17 protein-coding genes are annotated in these 15417 nt (G+C 62.7%); 4 read left to right on the top strand and 13 right to left on the bottom strand.

Features of this window, described 5'->3' with window-relative positions; all coding sequences use genetic code 11:
- Positions 1-62 precede the first annotated feature (62 nt).
- From AC57B6_RS30855 to AC57B6_RS30845, 3 genes are all read right to left on the bottom strand, one after another.
- Positions 63-383 (bottom strand): EthD family reductase, encoded by a 321-nt coding sequence (locus tag AC57B6_RS30855; RefSeq protein WP_028197816.1) that lies wholly within the window; start codon positions 381-383, stop codon positions 63-65.
- Positions 384-460: 77 nt separating this feature from the next.
- On the bottom strand, positions 461-1399 hold the full coding sequence (locus tag AC57B6_RS30850; RefSeq protein WP_406867472.1) for a Rossmann-like and DUF2520 domain-containing protein: 939 nt from the start codon (positions 1397-1399) through the stop codon (positions 461-463).
- Positions 1400-1455: 56 nt separating this feature from the next.
- A complete protein-coding gene (locus AC57B6_RS30845) occupies positions 1456-1686 on the bottom strand; it encodes a hypothetical protein (protein WP_496422812.1) in 231 nt (76 codons plus the stop codon).
- A gap of 504 nt (positions 1687-2190) precedes the next feature.
- On the opposite strand from AC57B6_RS30845, the gene AC57B6_RS30840 reads away from it, so the two are divergent.
- Both AC57B6_RS30840 and AC57B6_RS30835 read left to right on the top strand, forming a co-directional pair.
- The gene (locus AC57B6_RS30840) at positions 2191-2493 is read left to right on the top strand and encodes a hypothetical protein (RefSeq protein WP_030101191.1); all 303 of its coding nucleotides are present in this window, start codon (positions 2191-2193) and stop codon (positions 2491-2493) included.
- 145 nt (positions 2494-2638) lie between these two features.
- On the top strand, positions 2639-3604 hold the full coding sequence (locus AC57B6_RS30835) for a threo-3-hydroxy-L-aspartate ammonia-lyase (protein ID WP_028197813.1): 966 nt from the start codon (positions 2639-2641) through the stop codon (positions 3602-3604).
- 91 nt (positions 3605-3695) lie between these two features.
- On the opposite strand, the gene AC57B6_RS30830 is transcribed toward AC57B6_RS30835, so the two are convergent.
- The 3 genes from AC57B6_RS30830 to AC57B6_RS30820 all read right to left on the bottom strand — a co-directional run bounded on the left by AC57B6_RS30830 (position 3696) and on the right by AC57B6_RS30820 (position 6178).
- Positions 3696-4373: a LysE family translocator gene (locus AC57B6_RS30830; RefSeq protein WP_030101193.1), complete on the bottom strand. Its 678-nt coding sequence runs from the start codon at positions 4371-4373 to the stop codon at positions 3696-3698.
- Positions 4374-4495: 122 nt separating this feature from the next.
- Positions 4496-6064, bottom strand: coding sequence for a UbiD family decarboxylase (locus tag AC57B6_RS30825; protein ID WP_496422737.1), 1569 nt, complete (start codon positions 6062-6064; stop codon positions 4496-4498).
- A gap of 21 nt (positions 6065-6085) precedes the next feature.
- Positions 6086-6178, bottom strand: coding sequence for a hypothetical protein (locus tag AC57B6_RS30820; protein ID WP_127837939.1), 93 nt, complete (start codon positions 6176-6178; stop codon positions 6086-6088).
- Positions 6179-6672: 494 nt separating this feature from the next.
- Between AC57B6_RS30820 and AC57B6_RS30815 the strand changes: the two genes are divergently transcribed.
- Positions 6673-7851 (top strand): transglycosylase SLT domain-containing protein, encoded by a 1179-nt coding sequence (locus tag AC57B6_RS30815; RefSeq protein WP_496422736.1) that lies wholly within the window; start codon positions 6673-6675, stop codon positions 7849-7851.
- A 130-nt stretch (positions 7852-7981) separates the two neighbouring features.
- On the opposite strand, the gene AC57B6_RS30810 is transcribed toward AC57B6_RS30815, so the two are convergent.
- The 4 genes from AC57B6_RS30810 to ribBA all read right to left on the bottom strand — a co-directional run bounded on the left by AC57B6_RS30810 (position 7982) and on the right by ribBA (position 11449).
- Positions 7982-9178, bottom strand: coding sequence for a pyridoxal phosphate-dependent aminotransferase (locus tag AC57B6_RS30810; RefSeq protein WP_028197809.1), 1197 nt, complete (start codon positions 9176-9178; stop codon positions 7982-7984).
- A gap of 146 nt (positions 9179-9324) precedes the next feature.
- Positions 9325-9759, bottom strand: coding sequence for a transcription antitermination factor NusB (gene nusB, locus AC57B6_RS30805; RefSeq protein WP_028197808.1), 435 nt, complete (start codon positions 9757-9759; stop codon positions 9325-9327).
- Positions 9756-10262 (bottom strand): 6,7-dimethyl-8-ribityllumazine synthase, encoded by a 507-nt coding sequence (ribH, locus tag AC57B6_RS30800; RefSeq protein WP_006050161.1) that lies wholly within the window; start codon positions 10260-10262, stop codon positions 9756-9758. Before ribH ends, nusB begins: the two co-directional genes overlap by 4 nt.
- Before the next feature lie 50 nt (positions 10263-10312).
- Entirely contained in the window at positions 10313-11449 is a 1137-nt protein-coding gene (gene ribBA, locus AC57B6_RS30795) for a bifunctional 3,4-dihydroxy-2-butanone-4-phosphate synthase/GTP cyclohydrolase II (protein WP_028197807.1), read from the bottom strand.
- Positions 11450-11564: 115 nt separating this feature from the next.
- Here ribBA and AC57B6_RS30790 point away from each other — a divergent pair, with 115 nt between their 5' ends.
- Complete coding sequence (locus tag AC57B6_RS30790) at positions 11565-11777, top strand: hypothetical protein (RefSeq protein WP_496422735.1); 213 nt, start codon at positions 11565-11567, stop codon at positions 11775-11777.
- Between the two features lie 9 nt (positions 11778-11786).
- Here AC57B6_RS30790 and AC57B6_RS30785 read toward each other — a convergent pair whose 3' ends face one another.
- The 3 genes from AC57B6_RS30785 to hemL all read right to left on the bottom strand — a co-directional run bounded on the left by AC57B6_RS30785 (position 11787) and on the right by hemL (position 14969).
- Positions 11787-12422, bottom strand: coding sequence for a riboflavin synthase (locus AC57B6_RS30785; protein ID WP_496422734.1), 636 nt, complete (start codon positions 12420-12422; stop codon positions 11787-11789).
- 15 nt (positions 12423-12437) lie between these two features.
- Positions 12438-13607 carry a bifunctional diaminohydroxyphosphoribosylaminopyrimidine deaminase/5-amino-6-(5-phosphoribosylamino)uracil reductase RibD gene (gene ribD / locus AC57B6_RS30780; protein ID WP_106352541.1) on the bottom strand — a complete coding sequence of 390 codons (1170 nt, stop codon included), beginning with the start codon at positions 13605-13607 and terminating at the stop codon, positions 12438-12440.
- Between the two features lie 78 nt (positions 13608-13685).
- Entirely contained in the window at positions 13686-14969 is a 1284-nt protein-coding gene (hemL, locus tag AC57B6_RS30775) for a glutamate-1-semialdehyde 2,1-aminomutase (RefSeq protein WP_106352542.1), read from the bottom strand.
- Positions 14970-15417 lie beyond the last annotated feature (448 nt).

Here is a 15417-nt window from a genome sequence, read left to right as displayed (position 1 = left end):
GATGTTCGAATGACACTAGTCGGCAAACTGTAGGCCGACAAGCCGCATCCGACCATGGGACATCACACAGAAATCTTGATTTCGCTGATCAGAATTGTGCCGTTGCCGCCGTCGGTGTAATTCGGAATGTCGGCAACCAACTGCTCCGAGGCCGACTTGAAGACCTTATAGAAATCGTCCGCGCTTTCGAACAGGAAGTGGCCTGCGGCGACATACGGCGGCGGCGTTCCCGGCGGCCCCGCATTGATACCGACGTCGACCGACCAGCCTTTCAGCGACGGTCCGAACAGCCTGGCCGCAAGCGGCATATGCGTGACGCAGTAATAGTCCACGTCGAAGTGGCCGTTTTCCCGATACGGATAGAGGATGCTGACCTTGATCATTGTGCGTTCTCGTCTGTTGGTCCCGAAGCGCAGCGCAGGCGGATTGCGCGCGGCGCCGGACGTCACATTATCACGGCTTACTTGACGCTTGCACCTGCGGCCGCCTGATTCAGCGAGCGGTTGAGCGATTCTTCCACCGTCTGGGCAATTGTCCCGATCGCGGCGGGCGGTTTGGCGCGCCGTTCGGCCAGTCCGACCGCGCGCCGCGTCAGCAAACCGTACAGCGCCGCATGGTCGCCGCCGAGGCCTTCGAGCAGCGCCAACTGCTTCTGCACGACGCCCGTATCGCCGCGCGACACAGGACCGGCGAGCGCGTTCGGCAGGCCTTTGTCGCGGGCGGTTTCGATGGTGCCGGAGAGCATCGGCAGCAGCGCGCGCAGCGCGTCGTCTTCATCGAAGCCCAGCGTGCGCCATAGCGCGACGCATTCGGCGAGGCTGCACAGCGCGAAGCTGGCGGCGTAGTGCGCGGCGGCGTGGTACAGCATGCGTCCACCCGGCGGAATCGACAGCGGATGGCAGCGCAGCGCGACGGCCAGTGCCGTCAATGCGTCCTTGAGCCCGCCATCGGCCTCGATCGTCACCGAGCAGCCGGCGATCCGGTCGAGGTCGGCGAGATCGCCGCTAAAGAGGTAGAGTGGGTGAAAGCCACCGATCGAAACACCCTGGTCGCGCGCCGTAGCCAGCAATTCCACCGGCGAGGCGCCGCTGCAATGCACGAGCGCTTTGCCGTGCGGGGCGCCTGCCGCGTCGGCCGTGAACCGCAGTGTGTGCGCTGTCGTACCGATGCTGTCATCGGGAACCGCTAAAAAGACGATATCGGCGGCATCGACGACCTGTTGAGGGTCGCCGTATGCCGCGCAAGATTCGATTTGACTGGCGAGCCGGCTGGCTGAGGGTGCTGTGCGGCTCGCCACCGCCGTGACGGCGTAGCCGGCGCGTGAAAAGCTCAGCGCGAGACAGCGCGCGAGCCGGCCAGCACCGATGAAGCCGAGGCGCGGCAAAGAGGGCTGGGACATGGTTGCCTGCTCCAGACGGGATGCTTGAACGGGAAAGCAGAAGTATCGCCCATCCATTAAGCAGTGGCGTGTCCTGCCGCCGGCATTCCTCTGATCAGTGCGCGCGCGATATGGCGCATGCGGTCGGTCATCCGGCCTTGCGCGCCCCGCAGGTCTGAAAACTGCTCACAATTTCTTTTAAGCGTTTCTTTGTAGTTGCTGTTCTGGGTTTTTCGTCTCGCAGTCAGATTCGGGAGGTAACGATGAATATTTTTTCTTACCGAAAGCACTTGCGGTTTTTGACGCACTCGCAGCGCCGTCGCTGGTGGGACCAGAAGAAGCGCTTGACCCCACGCGTGCGCATCAGCGGCGCGTATGTCCCGCCGAACGTCTCCCGAGAATTTGCCTATGTGAAGGTAGGCTGAAGCTACTGTCTGCTCGTAGGTAAGAAATGCCCGGCGCTATTGCGCCGGGCATTTTTCATTTCGGCCGTCAGAATTGAAGCTAATTTGTAATCAAAGATTACTGACGAACGCGGCCCATAGGCCCTCAGGAGCCGCGGGACCATAGCTTCACATCCGTCTGCGCGCCGGCAAACACGCTGGCAAACCCTTAGTTGTCAGTCCGTTCTCTATCCGTTGAGCTGTGCGTCCCGCTGGCGCAATGTCGGCGCACATTCCGGCCTGGCGCCGCCGATTGCAATTTGCAACAAATGCGCACATCTATGTACGGGCTTTTTCGATACATTGATTTCATAGCATGCAAGGCATGCGAAGTCGGCGACCTTAGTGGGCCGCGCCAGGAGAACAAAAGTGAAAAAGATCGTTCCGTTTGTCGTTGCCGCCGCACTCGGCGTGGGGTTCGCCACTGCTGCCGAAGCGCACGTTTCCGTCGGTATCGGTATTGGCATTCCAGTCGCACCGGCGTACCCGGTTTATGCCGCGCCGCCGCCAGTCTATTACGCGCCGCCGCCTCCGCCTCCGCCGGTAGTGTATGCGCCGGGTTACTATGCGCCGCCTGCAGTCGTGGTGGGTGGGTACTATGGCGGTTATCGCCCTTATTATCACCACGGCTACTACCGTGGTTACTACGGTCACGGCTACTATCGCCGCTAATCGTTGCAGGACCACAGAGTGTGTCGACGGCGTAACGCCGGCTTGATCGCCGGGTTACGCCGTCTGTGTTTTAGCGCGGCATACCAAAGCATCGGCGAAGCTGGGAGAATGGCTGTTTCGCCACCGCTTCTGGAGAGTTTTGCCGATGCAAGTGCTACCCGCCCCCACCTTTGATGACGTGCTCGACGCCGCCGCGCGTCTTGAAGGCGTCGCCCACCGTACTCCCGTTCTGACGTCGAACACGTTCAATGAACGCACGGGTGCGTCGGTATTCTTCAAGTGCGAAAACTTTCAGCGCATGGGCGCCTTCAAGTTTCGCGGCGCCTACAACGCGATTTCGCATTTCGACGCGGAACAACGCAAAGCAGGCGTGTTGACGTACTCGTCGGGTAACCATGCACAAGCGATCGCGCTATCGGCACGCCTCGCCGGCATTCACGCGACGATCGTCATGCCGCACGACGCGCCCGCTGCCAAAGTCGCGGCCACCAAAGGCTATGGCGGCGAAGTAATCAGCTACGACCGTTACACGGAGAATCGCGAAGAGATCGGCCGGCGGCTCGCCGAAGAGCGCGGCATGACGCTGATTCCGCCGTACGACCATCCGCACGTGATTGCGGGGCAGGGCACCGCGGTGAAGGAACTGATCGAAGAAACCGGCCCGCTCGACATGCTGTTCGTTTGCCTTGGCGGCGGTGGCCTGATTGGCGGCAGCGCATTGTCGGCGGCGGCCTTGAGCCCAGCGTGCACCGTGATCGGCATCGAGCCCGAAGCGGGCAACGACGGCCAGCAATCGCTGGCGCGTGGCGAGATCGTGCATATCGCCGCGCCGCGTACGATTGCGGATGGCGCCGCCTCCACGCATCTCGGCGACTACACGTTCGCGATCATTCAGAAGCTGGTCGCACAAATCGAAACGGTCAGCGACGCGCAGTTGATCGAAACCCTGCGGTTCTTCGCGCAGCGCATGAAGATCGTGGTCGAGCCGACGGGCTGCCTCGCGGCTGCTGCCGTGCTCAACGGCATCGTGCCCGTGAAGGGCAAGCGCGTGGGCGTGGTGGTGAGCGGCGGCAACGTCGATCTTGAGAAGCTCGCGCAGTATCTGGCCTGACAGGCTGCCTGAGCGTTTTTTACGACGCGCAGTGTAAGGCTGTGCAGATCGACATTGATGAAATACGGCTCGCTCAGGCGGGCCGTTTTTTCTAGCTTACCGCGTGCGCGGTCTGCACGATCAGATCGCGATAACCGTTCACGATCACGCTATACGAGAAGTATGCGAACAGCAGTGCCGACAACACGTGACAAGCGCGCAGCAAGCCGGTGCCGGCGCGTTTGCGTCCGTGACTGCCGAGTCCGCAGATAAAGATCGTCCAGCACAAGCCGCCCAGGAAGAAGCCGCCGAGGAACACCGGCGCCGTCGTCGCGCTGGTGGCGCCGGCTTTTGCAATCAACGCGCCGCCCACCGCGGCAAACCACAAAATCGCCGACGGCGACGACATCGCCAGCAACATGCCGCGCAAGAACCCCCGCCATGGGGAAAGCTGCGGCGCATTGGCATCTGCTTCTCCGGCAACGGCAGGCGCCGAAGCCGGGAACAATGCTTCACGCGCCATCTTCCACGTGAGAAACAGCAGGATCGCCGCGCCGCCGATCCACACCACCCAGCGTACCGATTCGAACTGCAGCAGCGCAGCCATTCCCGCGAGCGCGAGCGCTGCGTAAACCAGATCGCCGAAACAGGAACCCAGGCCCAGCCAGAAGCCCGGCTTGAAGCCGTGCGACAGCGTCAGCGAAATCATCGCGACGTTGACGAGACCGATATCCAGACACAACGACAACGACAGAAAAAAACCATCCGACATCATTGAAAAGGCATGCATCCGCGCAACTGCTCCATCGGTTTTTTTCAGACTTGTTCGAGCGGGAGCGATCCGGCAGGTCAATGGATCGCTTCGATGCCGACAGAATCAAGGAACTCATTGGTGTGATTCGAGGCCTGTTTCTACAGTCCCAACTCATCCCACAAGGTGTCGATGCGCTGTTTGACCGCGCTGTCCATCTCGATCGGGCGGCCCCATTCGCGATCGGTTTCGCCGGGCCATTTGTTGGTGGCGTCGAGCCCCATCTTCGATCCGAGGCCTGCTACCGGCGAAGCGAAATCCAGATAGTCGATCGGCGTGCGATCGACCAGCACGGTGTCGCGTGCCGGATCGATGCGCGTGGTGATCGCCCAGATCACTTCCTTCCAGTCGCGGATATTCACGTCCTCATCGACCACGACGATGAACTTCGTATACATGAATTGCCGCAGGAAGCTCCACACACCGAACATCACCCGTTTCGCGTGGCCGGGGTAGCTCTTTTTCATCTGCACGATCGCCATCCGGTAGCTGCATCCTTCGGGCGGCAGATAGAAGTCGGTGATCTCGGTGAATTGCTTCTGCAACAGCGGCACAAACACTTCGTTGAGCGCGACGCCGAGCACGGCGGGCTCATCCGGTGGTTTGCCGGTGTAGGTGGAGTGGTAGATCGCGTCGCGCCGCATCGTGATGCGCTCGACCGTGAAGACGGGAAACCACTCCTGCTCGTTGTAGTAGCCGGTGTGATCGCCGTAAGGGCCTTCCAGCGCGTGTTCGTAAGCGGCCGACGCGCCTTTGGCCGGACGTGGCGGCGCGTCAGCCGGAGCGGGCGAGGGTATGCCTTCCTGCGGATAGATGAAGCCTTCCAGAACGATCTCCGCGCGCGCGGGCACCTGCAAGCCATCGACCCCGGGCGTGATGCACTTCGCGAGCTCGGTGCGTCCGCCGCGCAGCAGTCCGGCGAACTGGTATTCGGAAAGCGTGTCGGGCACCGGCGTGACCGCGCCGAGGATGGTTGCCGGATCGGCGCCGAGAACTACGGCAACGGGATATGGCTTACCTGGATTCTGCAGCGCGAACTCGCGAAAATCGAGCGCACCGCCGCGATGCGCGAGCCAGCGCATGATCAGCTTGTTACGCCCGAGCAGTTGCTGGCGATATATGCCTAAGTTTTGTCGGCTCTTATTCGGGCCTTTTGTGACGGTCAGGCCCCATGTGATCAGCGGTCCTGCATCGCCTGGCCAGCAGGTCTGAATCGGCAATTTTCCGAGGTCGACGTCGTTGCCTTCCCAGACGATTTCCTGGCAAGGCGGCGCGCTCACCGTTTTAGGCGCCATGTCCCAAACCGCCTTCGCGAGCGAGAACAGTTTGCCCGCGTCCTTGAGCCCCTTCGGCGGCTCCGGTTCCTTCAACGCGGAAAGCAGGCGGCCGACGTCGCGCAGCGACTCCAGCGCAGCGCCATCGCCTTCACCTGGTTGCGCGTCGATCCCCATGCCGAGCGCGACGCGGCGCGGCGTGCCGAACAGGTTGCCGAGGACGGGGAACGCATGCTGCTGCCGGCTCTCGAACAATATCGCCGGACCGCCGGCGCGCAGGACGCGGTCGCACAGTTCGGTCATTTCCAGGACGGGCGAGACGTTTTGCGAGATACGGCGCAATTCACCGATCGTTTCGAGACGGCCGACGAAATCGCGCAGGTCTTTGTATTTCATCTGGTGCGGTAGAGAGCCGGGCTAACGGCAAAAAGAAAGGGCGCCGCGGGATTTCACGGTGCCAGAACGATTGTCGATTTTACCTGTGTTGGCACGCGCACGTAGTTTGGCCAAATCGCCTGCTCTGGACGACCTATTCGAGATAGCTCAAGAAGCGCGCGCCACGCGGTTCTGAACGGACTGAACACTGTTCATTATTACAATTAGTTATACATTTGCCTATCTATAGTGTTGACGATCTATAAAACCCTGCATAGAATCCGTCCACATTGGTTGCAGGGCGTGAACCTTTTTACCACTGCCCCCGGTCCCTTTTGACGCAACGCGTCACCGTTTACCGAACCCCTGCACGGTATCTGACGGCCTTACTGAAGTCCTAGCCAGCGCCAACTGACGCTGGTTTTTCGCGTGGGAGCTACCGCCTGCATGCTTTTTTGGCATGCCGCGGACATCTTTTCAAGATGGCTCCCCACAAACGGTATGTACCGTTTTCCCGACGTCGCTGCTGCCCTAACCAGACAGAGCGCGCGATGTCTTGATTCTGCGAACGTGTGTTACCGCCTGTTCAAGGGGCGGGGTTCGCGGATCATGCAACATGGGAGATCTGAATGAACGCCTGGTTATCGTGGCGTCCCGATGAACGTATTGCGCAAGTTGTGCGTGGTGCGTTGCGACGCGGGACGCGAATGAGTCATCACCTGTTCAGCATCGTCGGCGGTATCGCTGTCGTGCTGGCACTTGCGCTGTGGCTGATGCCAACCTGGCGCGGCACCCTTGCCGCCCGGTTGATGCCGGTCATTTCCGCCGCTGTGCAGGCCGGCCCGGCCCGTCTGCTGCAGGGCAACCCGCTGCCCGCCTTCGGGCCGCCTGGCGCGTCCTCCTCTGACGACGCGCTGTCCGCGAACTCGGCCGGTAACGATGCCACGGGCGGCGCGAACAGCGGCGCCACCGTCAGCAACACCAGCTACGACGGCGCTTTCGACGGCAGCGGCACGTCCGGTATGGGCGTGGCTGCACTGAACGGACTCGATCCGCGCACCATGCAGAGCGTCTCCGCGCTGGCCCGGCTGATTCCGGCGCAGCGCGTCTCGGCCGACGCACGCGACGATCGCGTGCTGGTCTCGACCCGCGAGCAGAATCTGGTTGCGTCGTACCTCGCGCGGCGTTACCGCGTTGCTCAGGAGCCCGTTAGCGAGCTCGTGAAGGCTGCGTTCGACACCGGCCGCGAAGTCGGCCTCGACCCGCTTCTGCTGCTCTCCGTGATGGCAATCGAATCGGGCTTCAACCCGTACGCCGAAAGTGGCGTGGGCGCACAGGGCCTGATGCAGGTAATGTCGAAGGTTCATTCGGACAAGTTCCAGTATTTCGGCGGCGAGAGCGCCGCGCTCGAACCGGTTGCGAACATCAAGGTGGGTGCGCTGGTGCTGAAGGATTGCATCGCACGCGGCGGTTCGCTGCCGGGCGGTTTGCGTCTCTACGTCGGCTCGACCTCGCAGGACGACGGCGGCTACGGCGCCAAGGTGATGGCCGAGCGTAGCCGTCTGCGCGACGTGGCGCGTGGCCGCAAGGTGCCGATCAATGCCCCGCAGGCTCCGGTTATTACGGCGTCGAACGCGGCCCCGGCTGCTGCTACGGCTTCGGCCAATGGCAAGCGTGTGCAGGTGACGCTCGATGCGAGCCATCCGCTTAGCGCGGCAACCACGGTGAAGACGCCGGTATCCGAGCAGGACGACGCGAGCTCCAACGCCACGAAGCACGTGGCGTCAGCTTCGGAGTTGGGCGCCTGAGGTTGGCCTGACGCCCGGTTCGCCGCCGGGCGCGGAAGCTTGCAGGTATAGGAAAAAGAAAGGACACCCACGGGTGTCCTTTCTTTTTTGTGGCTGCGCACGACAGGCCGCAGCACTTGTTCCAGCCCTGTCAGTGTCGTCCAAAAAGCTTTGCCAGCCGTTCGACAGCTTCTTCCAGCTTCGGCAGGGCGGTTGCGTACGATAGCCGGATGTACTCCTTCGGCGCGTGCGTGCCGAAGTCCATGCCCGGCACCAACACCACACCTGCGTCGTGCAGCATTGCTTTGGTCAATGCCGCGCTGTCTCCGGCCGCCTGATGGGCGACCGTGCGGCAATCGGCGTACACGTAGAATGCGCCGTCAGGCATCACCGGCACCGAGAAGCCCAGCGATTCGAGCGCCGGCGCAATGAAGTCGCGGCGACGCTTGAATTCGATGCGGCGGCCTTCGTAGATGGCGATCGTTTCCGGTTCGAAGCAGGCCAGCGCCGCATGCTGCGCGAGCGCCGACGCGCAGATGAACAGGTTCTGCGCGAGCTTTTCGAACGCACCGACCATGCCGGGCGGCACCACCAGCCAGCCCAAACGCCAGCCGGTCATGTTGAAGTACTTCGAGAAGCTGTTGACGGTGATGACGTCGTCACCGAACGAAAGCGCGGAGACAGGCTTGGCGTCATAGCTCAGGCCTTGATAGATCTCGTCGACGATCGTAAAGCCGCCGCGCGCCCGCACAGCCTTGACGATGCGTTCGAGCTCGGCGGGTTCGATCGATGTGCCGGTCGGGTTCGACGGCGATGCGAGCAGCACGCCGCGAGTGCGCTCGCTCCAGAGGCGCTCGACGTCGGCGGCGGTGAGCTGGAAGCGCTCGGCCGGCCCGCTTGGCACCATCACCGGCTTGCCTTCGGCCGCGATCACGAAATGCCGGTTGCAGGGGTAGCACGGGTCTGGCATCAGCACTTCGTCGTCGCGATCGACCAGCGCCGCGCAAGCCAGCAGCAGCGCGGCAGACGCGCCGGCGGTAACGACGATCCGTGCCGGATCGACGCTGACGCCGTAGAACCCGGCGTAATGCGCCGAGATCGCCTCACGCAGCGCGTGCAGCCCAAGTGCGTTGGTGTATTGGGTGACGCCGCGGCGCAGGGCGCTCGCAGCCGCTTCGATGACCGGCTCGGGCGCGGTGAAATCGGGTTCGCCGATGCCCATGTGGATGATGTCGCGTCCATCGCGCTCGAGCAGCGCGGCTTCCTTAGCCAGTTCCATCACGTAGAAAGGCTGGATGGCGTCGACGCGGGCAGCAAGCCGCACCAGAGGTTCGGTCACGGAGTTCATACGATCAAATCCAGTTCAGAAGCAAAAGCGGGACGGCGCGTGGCGCATGGGTTCAGCCACGTGCGCTGCGGCGTCCTCGCAGGCGCCCGGCAATACGGGGCTGAGGCATGGAGCAGGCGCATGACCCTAGGTCACGCGCCTCACTCTCAATGCTTGCGGGCTGCCTGCGTTTCGGCGGCGCGCAGTTGCGCCGACAGTTTGTCCAGCACGCCGTTCACGTACTTGTAGCCGTCCGCGCCGCCAAAAGTCTTGGCGAGTTCGACCGCTTCATTGATCACCACGCGATAGGGAATATCGAGGTGATTCTTCAACTCGAACGCAGCGACCAGCAGTACCGCACGTTCGACCGGCGAAAGCTGATCGATCGGGCGGTCGAGGCACGGTGCGATGTCCGCGGACAGCGCTTCCGAATCGCGGATCACGCCGTGCAGGATGGCGTCCAGATGTTCGTGGTCGGCCTTGTCGAAGCCTTGCGCACCGCGCAGTTGCGCGTCGATTTCACCGCCGGGCGAACCCGACAGCAGCCACTGATAAAGTCCCTGCGTGGCCAGTTCGCGGGAGCGTCGGCGTGCGCTCTTCATGCCTCTTCCTCTTCTTCGTCTTCTTCTTCGTCGTCACCGCCGAGTTGTTCGAGCGCGACGGCGAGATTCGCCATTTCAACGGCCACGCGTGCTGCGTCACGACCCTTTTCAGTCATGCGCGCGACGGCCTGCTCGTCGTTTTCCGTGGTCAGCACGGCGTTCGCAACCGGAATGCCAAAATCGAGGCCGATACGCGTGATACCCGCACCGCTTTCGTTCGACACCAGCTCGAAGTGATACGTCTCGCCGCGAATCACCGCGCCCAGCGCGATCAAGGCGTCGAATTGCGCGCTTTCGGCCAGCTTTTGCAGCGCCAGCGGGATTTCCAGCGCGCCCGGCACGGTGACCAGTAGCACGTCTTCGCCCGTCACGCCGAGGCGCTCCAGTTCTTCGATGCACGAGTCAGCAAGACCGTTGCAGACGGGTTCGTTGAAACGCGCCTGAACGATGCCGATACGCAGTCCGTCGCCGTCGAGATTCGGTTGGTATTGTCCGATTTCCATGTGAATTCCGTAGTGTTTTGAGTGAGCGCCTAAGCGCGTGAATGGTCGGATCAGCCTTGTTGCGGAGCTTGAGCTGCGCTGCCCGGCATGGGTACGAAGCCGGTGACCTCAAGGCCATAGCCCGACATGCTGCCAAGCTTGCGCGGATTCGACAGCACCTGCATTTTTCCGACACCGAGCTCGCGAAGAATCTGCGCACCGATGCCATACGTCTTGAAGTCGACCGGCCGGCGTTTGAGCGCCTCGGCTTTTTCTTTCGAGTCGAACGCCTTGAACACGTCGACCAGATGATCCTTCGAATCGCCGCAATTTAGCAGCACGATCACACCGAGGTCGCGCTGGGCGATCTCTTTCATGGCCGCATCCAGCGTCCACGAGTGGGTCGATTTGCCGACTTCGAGCAGATCCAGCATGGACAGCGGTTCGTGCACGCGTACCAGCGTTTCCTGCTCCGGGCTCGGCGTGCCGCGCACCAGCGCGATATGCGGCTGGCCGCTCGGCTGGTCCAGATACATCACGGCGCGAAACGCGCCGTGCGCGGTTTGCATGGTGCGTTCGCAAATGCGCTCGACGATCGATTCCGTCTGGCTGCGGTAGTGAATCAGATCCGCAATTGTGCCGATTTTCAGCTCGTGCTCTTTGGCGAATTCCATCAGATCCGGCAGGCGCGCCATCGTGCCGTCGTCCTTGATGACTTCGCAGATCACCGCGGCCGGCGTGAGGCCTGCCAGCGCGGTGAAATCGCAGCCGGCCTCGGTGTGGCCGGCGCGCACCAGCACGCCGCCGGGCTGCGCCATGATCGGGAACACGTGTCCCGGCTGCACGATGTGATCGGCCTTGGCGTCCGGCGCGACCGCTGCGGCGATCGTGCGGGCGCGGTCGGCTGCCGAAATGCCGGTTGTCACGCCCTCCGCTGCTTCGATGCTGACGGTGAACGCCGTGCCGTACTGCGTACCGTTGCGGTAGGTCATGAGCGGCAGGTTCAACTGTTTGCAGCGCTCCTGCGTGAGCGTCAGGCAGATCAGGCCACGGCCGTAGCGGGCCATGAAGTTGATCGCTTCCGGCGTGACGAATTCGGCGGCGATTACGAGGTCGCCCTCGTTTTCGCGGTCTTCTTCGTCGACGAGGATCACCATCCGGCCTGCTTTCAGTTCGGCAATGATCTCTTGAGTGGAGGCGAGCGTCATGTTGGCGGAGTTTTTCGGAGAAAGCGCGTATTTTACGCCACGCGCGCCCTCAAGTCGCCTGGGCCGGACGGCATAGGCCGTTTGGCCGGCTGGCGTTGAGCCGCCACGTGCCGGTATGCTCGACAAAACGATGGGCCTGAAGGTCGGCGTGATCGCGACAATCGTCGTCGGGAAAAGGGAAGGCGGATGCGATGCGCAGAAGATGCGCAGTGAACTGCGCGTGAAGGTGTGGCCGATGTCTGCCGGCCCGTTTGTTGGGGTGCGGCAGGCGTACCCCGACGCCTGCAGGTGTCCGTCACCGGGCCGTAGGGTTAGCTGGGCCTGGTGACGCGTTCTATCATTTCAACGAGTTATGGTCGTCCTGAGACGCGCTGAGCATCCGCTCCACATACCGCGCAATCAGATCGATCTCCAGATTGACCGGCGAACCCTCGCGCAAATTCTTGAGCGACGTCACCTGCACGGTGTGCGGAATCAGATTGATCGAAAACTCGCAGCCATCGTCGCGGTCTTTCACCGAGTTGACGGTCAGGCTCACGCCATTGACCGTGATGGAGCCTTTGTAAGCCAGGTAGCGGCCGATCTCGCGCGGCGCCAGCACACGCAATTCGTGCGATTCGCCAACCGGGGCAAAATGCGTGACCGTGCCGAGGCCGTCCACGTGTCCGGAGACGATATGGCCGCCGAGCCGATCGTGCGCGCGCAGCGCCTTCTCGAGATTGACCTCGCCAGGCTCGCCCAAGCCTGCCGTGCAGTTCAGGCTTTCGCGCGACACGTCGACTTCAAACGAATGCGTGGTTTTCCCCACGACCGTCATGCAGGCGCCCTGAATCGTGATGCTGTCACCAAGCTGGACATCTTCGAGATCGAGACCGCCGGCTTCGACATTCAGGCGCACGCCCGCGTCCCCGTCCGTGCCGAGGGGTTTGACTGATTCGATGCGGCCCACCGCCGCGACGATTCCTGTGAACATCGTGCTAATCCTTGATCAATTCGAAGTTGGTTGGGGTGCGGGCCCGGTGTCGCCCTCTATGGCCGGTTGCGGCACGGAGCGGGGCACAAAGCGCGCGAGAATCCGCAGATCGTCGCCGATCCGGTCGACCGCGTGGAAATTCAGTTGCGTGCGGCCTTCAAGCGTCTCCGGAGCGTTGAGATTGAACATGCTCATCGAGTCCATGCCGAGCAGGCTGGGGGCGAGATAGACCAGCAGTTCGTCGACGCAACCCTCGCGCAGCAGCGAGCCATTCAGCTTATAGCCCGCTTCCACGTGCAGTTCGTTCACGTTACGCTCGCCGAGGACTTTCAGCATGGCAGGCAGGTCGACTTTGCCCGCCGCGTTCGCCAGTTGCACGATTTCCGCGCCGCGTTCGCGCAGCGCGCTCGCCCGCTCTGCATGACGCTCGTCGAGGGTGCCGCAGAAAATCAGCGTGGGTGCGCCGGCCAGAATTTGCGCGTTGGGCGGCACGTCGAGCTGGCTGTCGATCAGTACGCGTTGCGGCTGGCGCGGTGTGTCGACAGCGCGCACGGTCATGCGCGGATCGTCTTCCCTCACCGTACCGATGCCCGTCAGAATGGCCGACGCGCGGGCGCGCCACGCGTGACCGTCGGCGCGTGCCGCTTCGCCGGTAATCCATTGGCTGATGCCCGACGGCAAGCCAGTGCGGCCGTCCAGCGAGGCAGCGACTTTCATGCGCACCCACGGGCGGCCACGCGTCATGCGCGACACGAAGCCGATGTTCAGTTCGTGCGCTTCGTTGGCGAGCAATCCGCAACGCACTTCGATGCCGGCGTCGCGCAGCATCTTCAGGCCGCGCCCGGAGACTTGCGGATTCGGATCTTCCATCGCAGCGACCACGCGTTCGACCTGCGCTTCGATCAACGCATTGGCGCACGGCGGCGTGCGGCCGAAATGGCTGCACGGTTCGAGCGTTACGTAGGCAGTAGCACCGCGTAGATCATGGCCGCGCGAGCGTGCATCCTTCAACGCGCGTACTTCGGCGTGATCCTGGCCGGCCGGTTGCGTGAAGCCTTCGCCGATCACCTCGCCGTTCTTGACGAGTACGCAGCCGACACGCGGATTCGGGTCGGTCGTGTACATGCCGCGTTTGGCCAGCGCGAGCGCGCGTTCCATATGGACGAAGTCGGTTTGCGAAAACATCGTTATCCGGTCGGGTGCGGTGGCAGGCAGTATCAGGTTTCGGTGGCGGGTTTCGGTGGCTTCCGTGTCGCGTCGGTCTCAGACGGCGAGCGAGGCGAACGCGCTGCGCGCCGCGTCGATCGTGGCGTCGATGATCGCGTCGTCGTGTGCGATCGAAACAAAGCCCGCTTCATAGGCCGACGGCGCGAAGTACACGCCCGCGTCGAGCATCTTGTGGAAAAACGCATTGAAGCGCGGCACATCGCTCTTCGTGACTTCGGCGAAGCTGGTCGGGACCGACCCGGTGAAGTAGAGGCCGAACATGCCGCCGAGCGAATCGGCCGAGAACGGCACCTTCGCTTCGCGCGCGACATTGGCGAGACCTTGCGCGAGACGCGTGGTGCGAGCGGCGAGCGTGTCGTAGAAGCCCGGCGCCTGGATCAGTTGCAGCGTTTTCAGGCCTGCGGCGACTGCGATAGGATTGCCCGACAACGTACCCGCCTGGTAGACGCCGCCGAGCGGCGCGAGGTGAGCCATGATGTCGCGCCGGCCACCGAAGGCCGCCGCCGGCATGCCGCCGCCGATCACCTTGCCGAGGCAGGTCAGATCCGGCGTGATGCCGTAGACCTCTTGCGCACCGCCGAGAGCGACGCGGAAACCGCACATCACCTCGTCGAAAATCAGGACCGAGCCGTACTCGGTACACAGGCGCCGCAACGCTTGCAGGAATTCAGGCGTGGCGCGCACGAGGTTCATGTTGCCGGCCACCGGTTCGACGATCACCGAGGCGATCTCGTTGCCGAACGCCTTGAACGCTTCTTCGAGTTCCGCGACGTTGTTGTACTCGAGCACCGTGGTGTGCTTGGCGATATCGACCGGCACGCCGGCTGACGTCGGATTGCCGAATGTGAGCAGGCCCGAGCCGGCTTTGACCAGCAGGCTATCCGCGTGGCCGTGATAGCAGCCTTCGAACTTGACGATGCGGCTGCGGTTCGTGAAGCCGCGCGCGAGACGCAGCGCGCTCATGGTCGCTTCGGTGCCGCTCGAGACCATGCGGACCTGCTCGATCGACGGCACCAGCTTGCAGATTTCTTCGGCGATTTCCACTTCCGATTCGGTCGGCGCGCCGAAGGAGAAGCCGTTGGCCAGTACTCGCTGGACCGCTTCCAGGACCTCCGGGTGCACGTGGCCGAGGATCATCGGGCCCCACGAGCCAATGTAGTCGATGTAGCGTTGGCCGTCGGCGTCCCAGAAGTAGGGGCCCTGCGCGCGCTCGATGAAACGCGGGGTGCCGCCAACTGAGCGAAAGGCGCGGACCGGGGAGTTCACGCCGCCCGGGATGGTGCGCTGGGCGCGCTCGAAGAGGGTTTCGTTGTTTGACATGGTGATGGGCGGAGTTTGGGTTGCGCAGCGGCATGCGAGTTGTGGGTCTTGCGCTTCGCGCAGTGCCGGCTGGTTGGTGGGGAAATTGTACCGGAGTCGGGGGAGGAGGTTTTGGGGCTTGTGAGGTTGCCTGGGTGGGGGCTGTTGGTCTTTCCTTGTTCTGGTGTTTTGTTTTGGTTCTTTGGCCTTTCCTTGGTGTGTTAGTGGTCTATTGGCGTTGCCCCTGTGCGGGGCGGCACTTACTTTCTTTGCCGCCGCAAAGAAAGCAACTGTATTGAAGGTCAAGTGTTTGGGGTTCATTCGATCATGATTTCGGCGGACTCCAGGGCGTAGCGTCACGCATCATGGCGTTGAGCCGGATGAGCAGTTTGCGCATGCCAGCGACGAAGGCGACCTTGGTTTTTTTGCCTTTGTCACGCAGCCGGTCACAAAACGCCTTGATGTCGGG

It is taken from the genome of Paraburkholderia sp. BGA-UO-ETr-F12 (assembly GCF_059567945.1).
The sequence above is the reverse complement of the archived record's forward strand: the minus strand, read 5'-3'. Positions and strand labels throughout refer to the sequence as shown.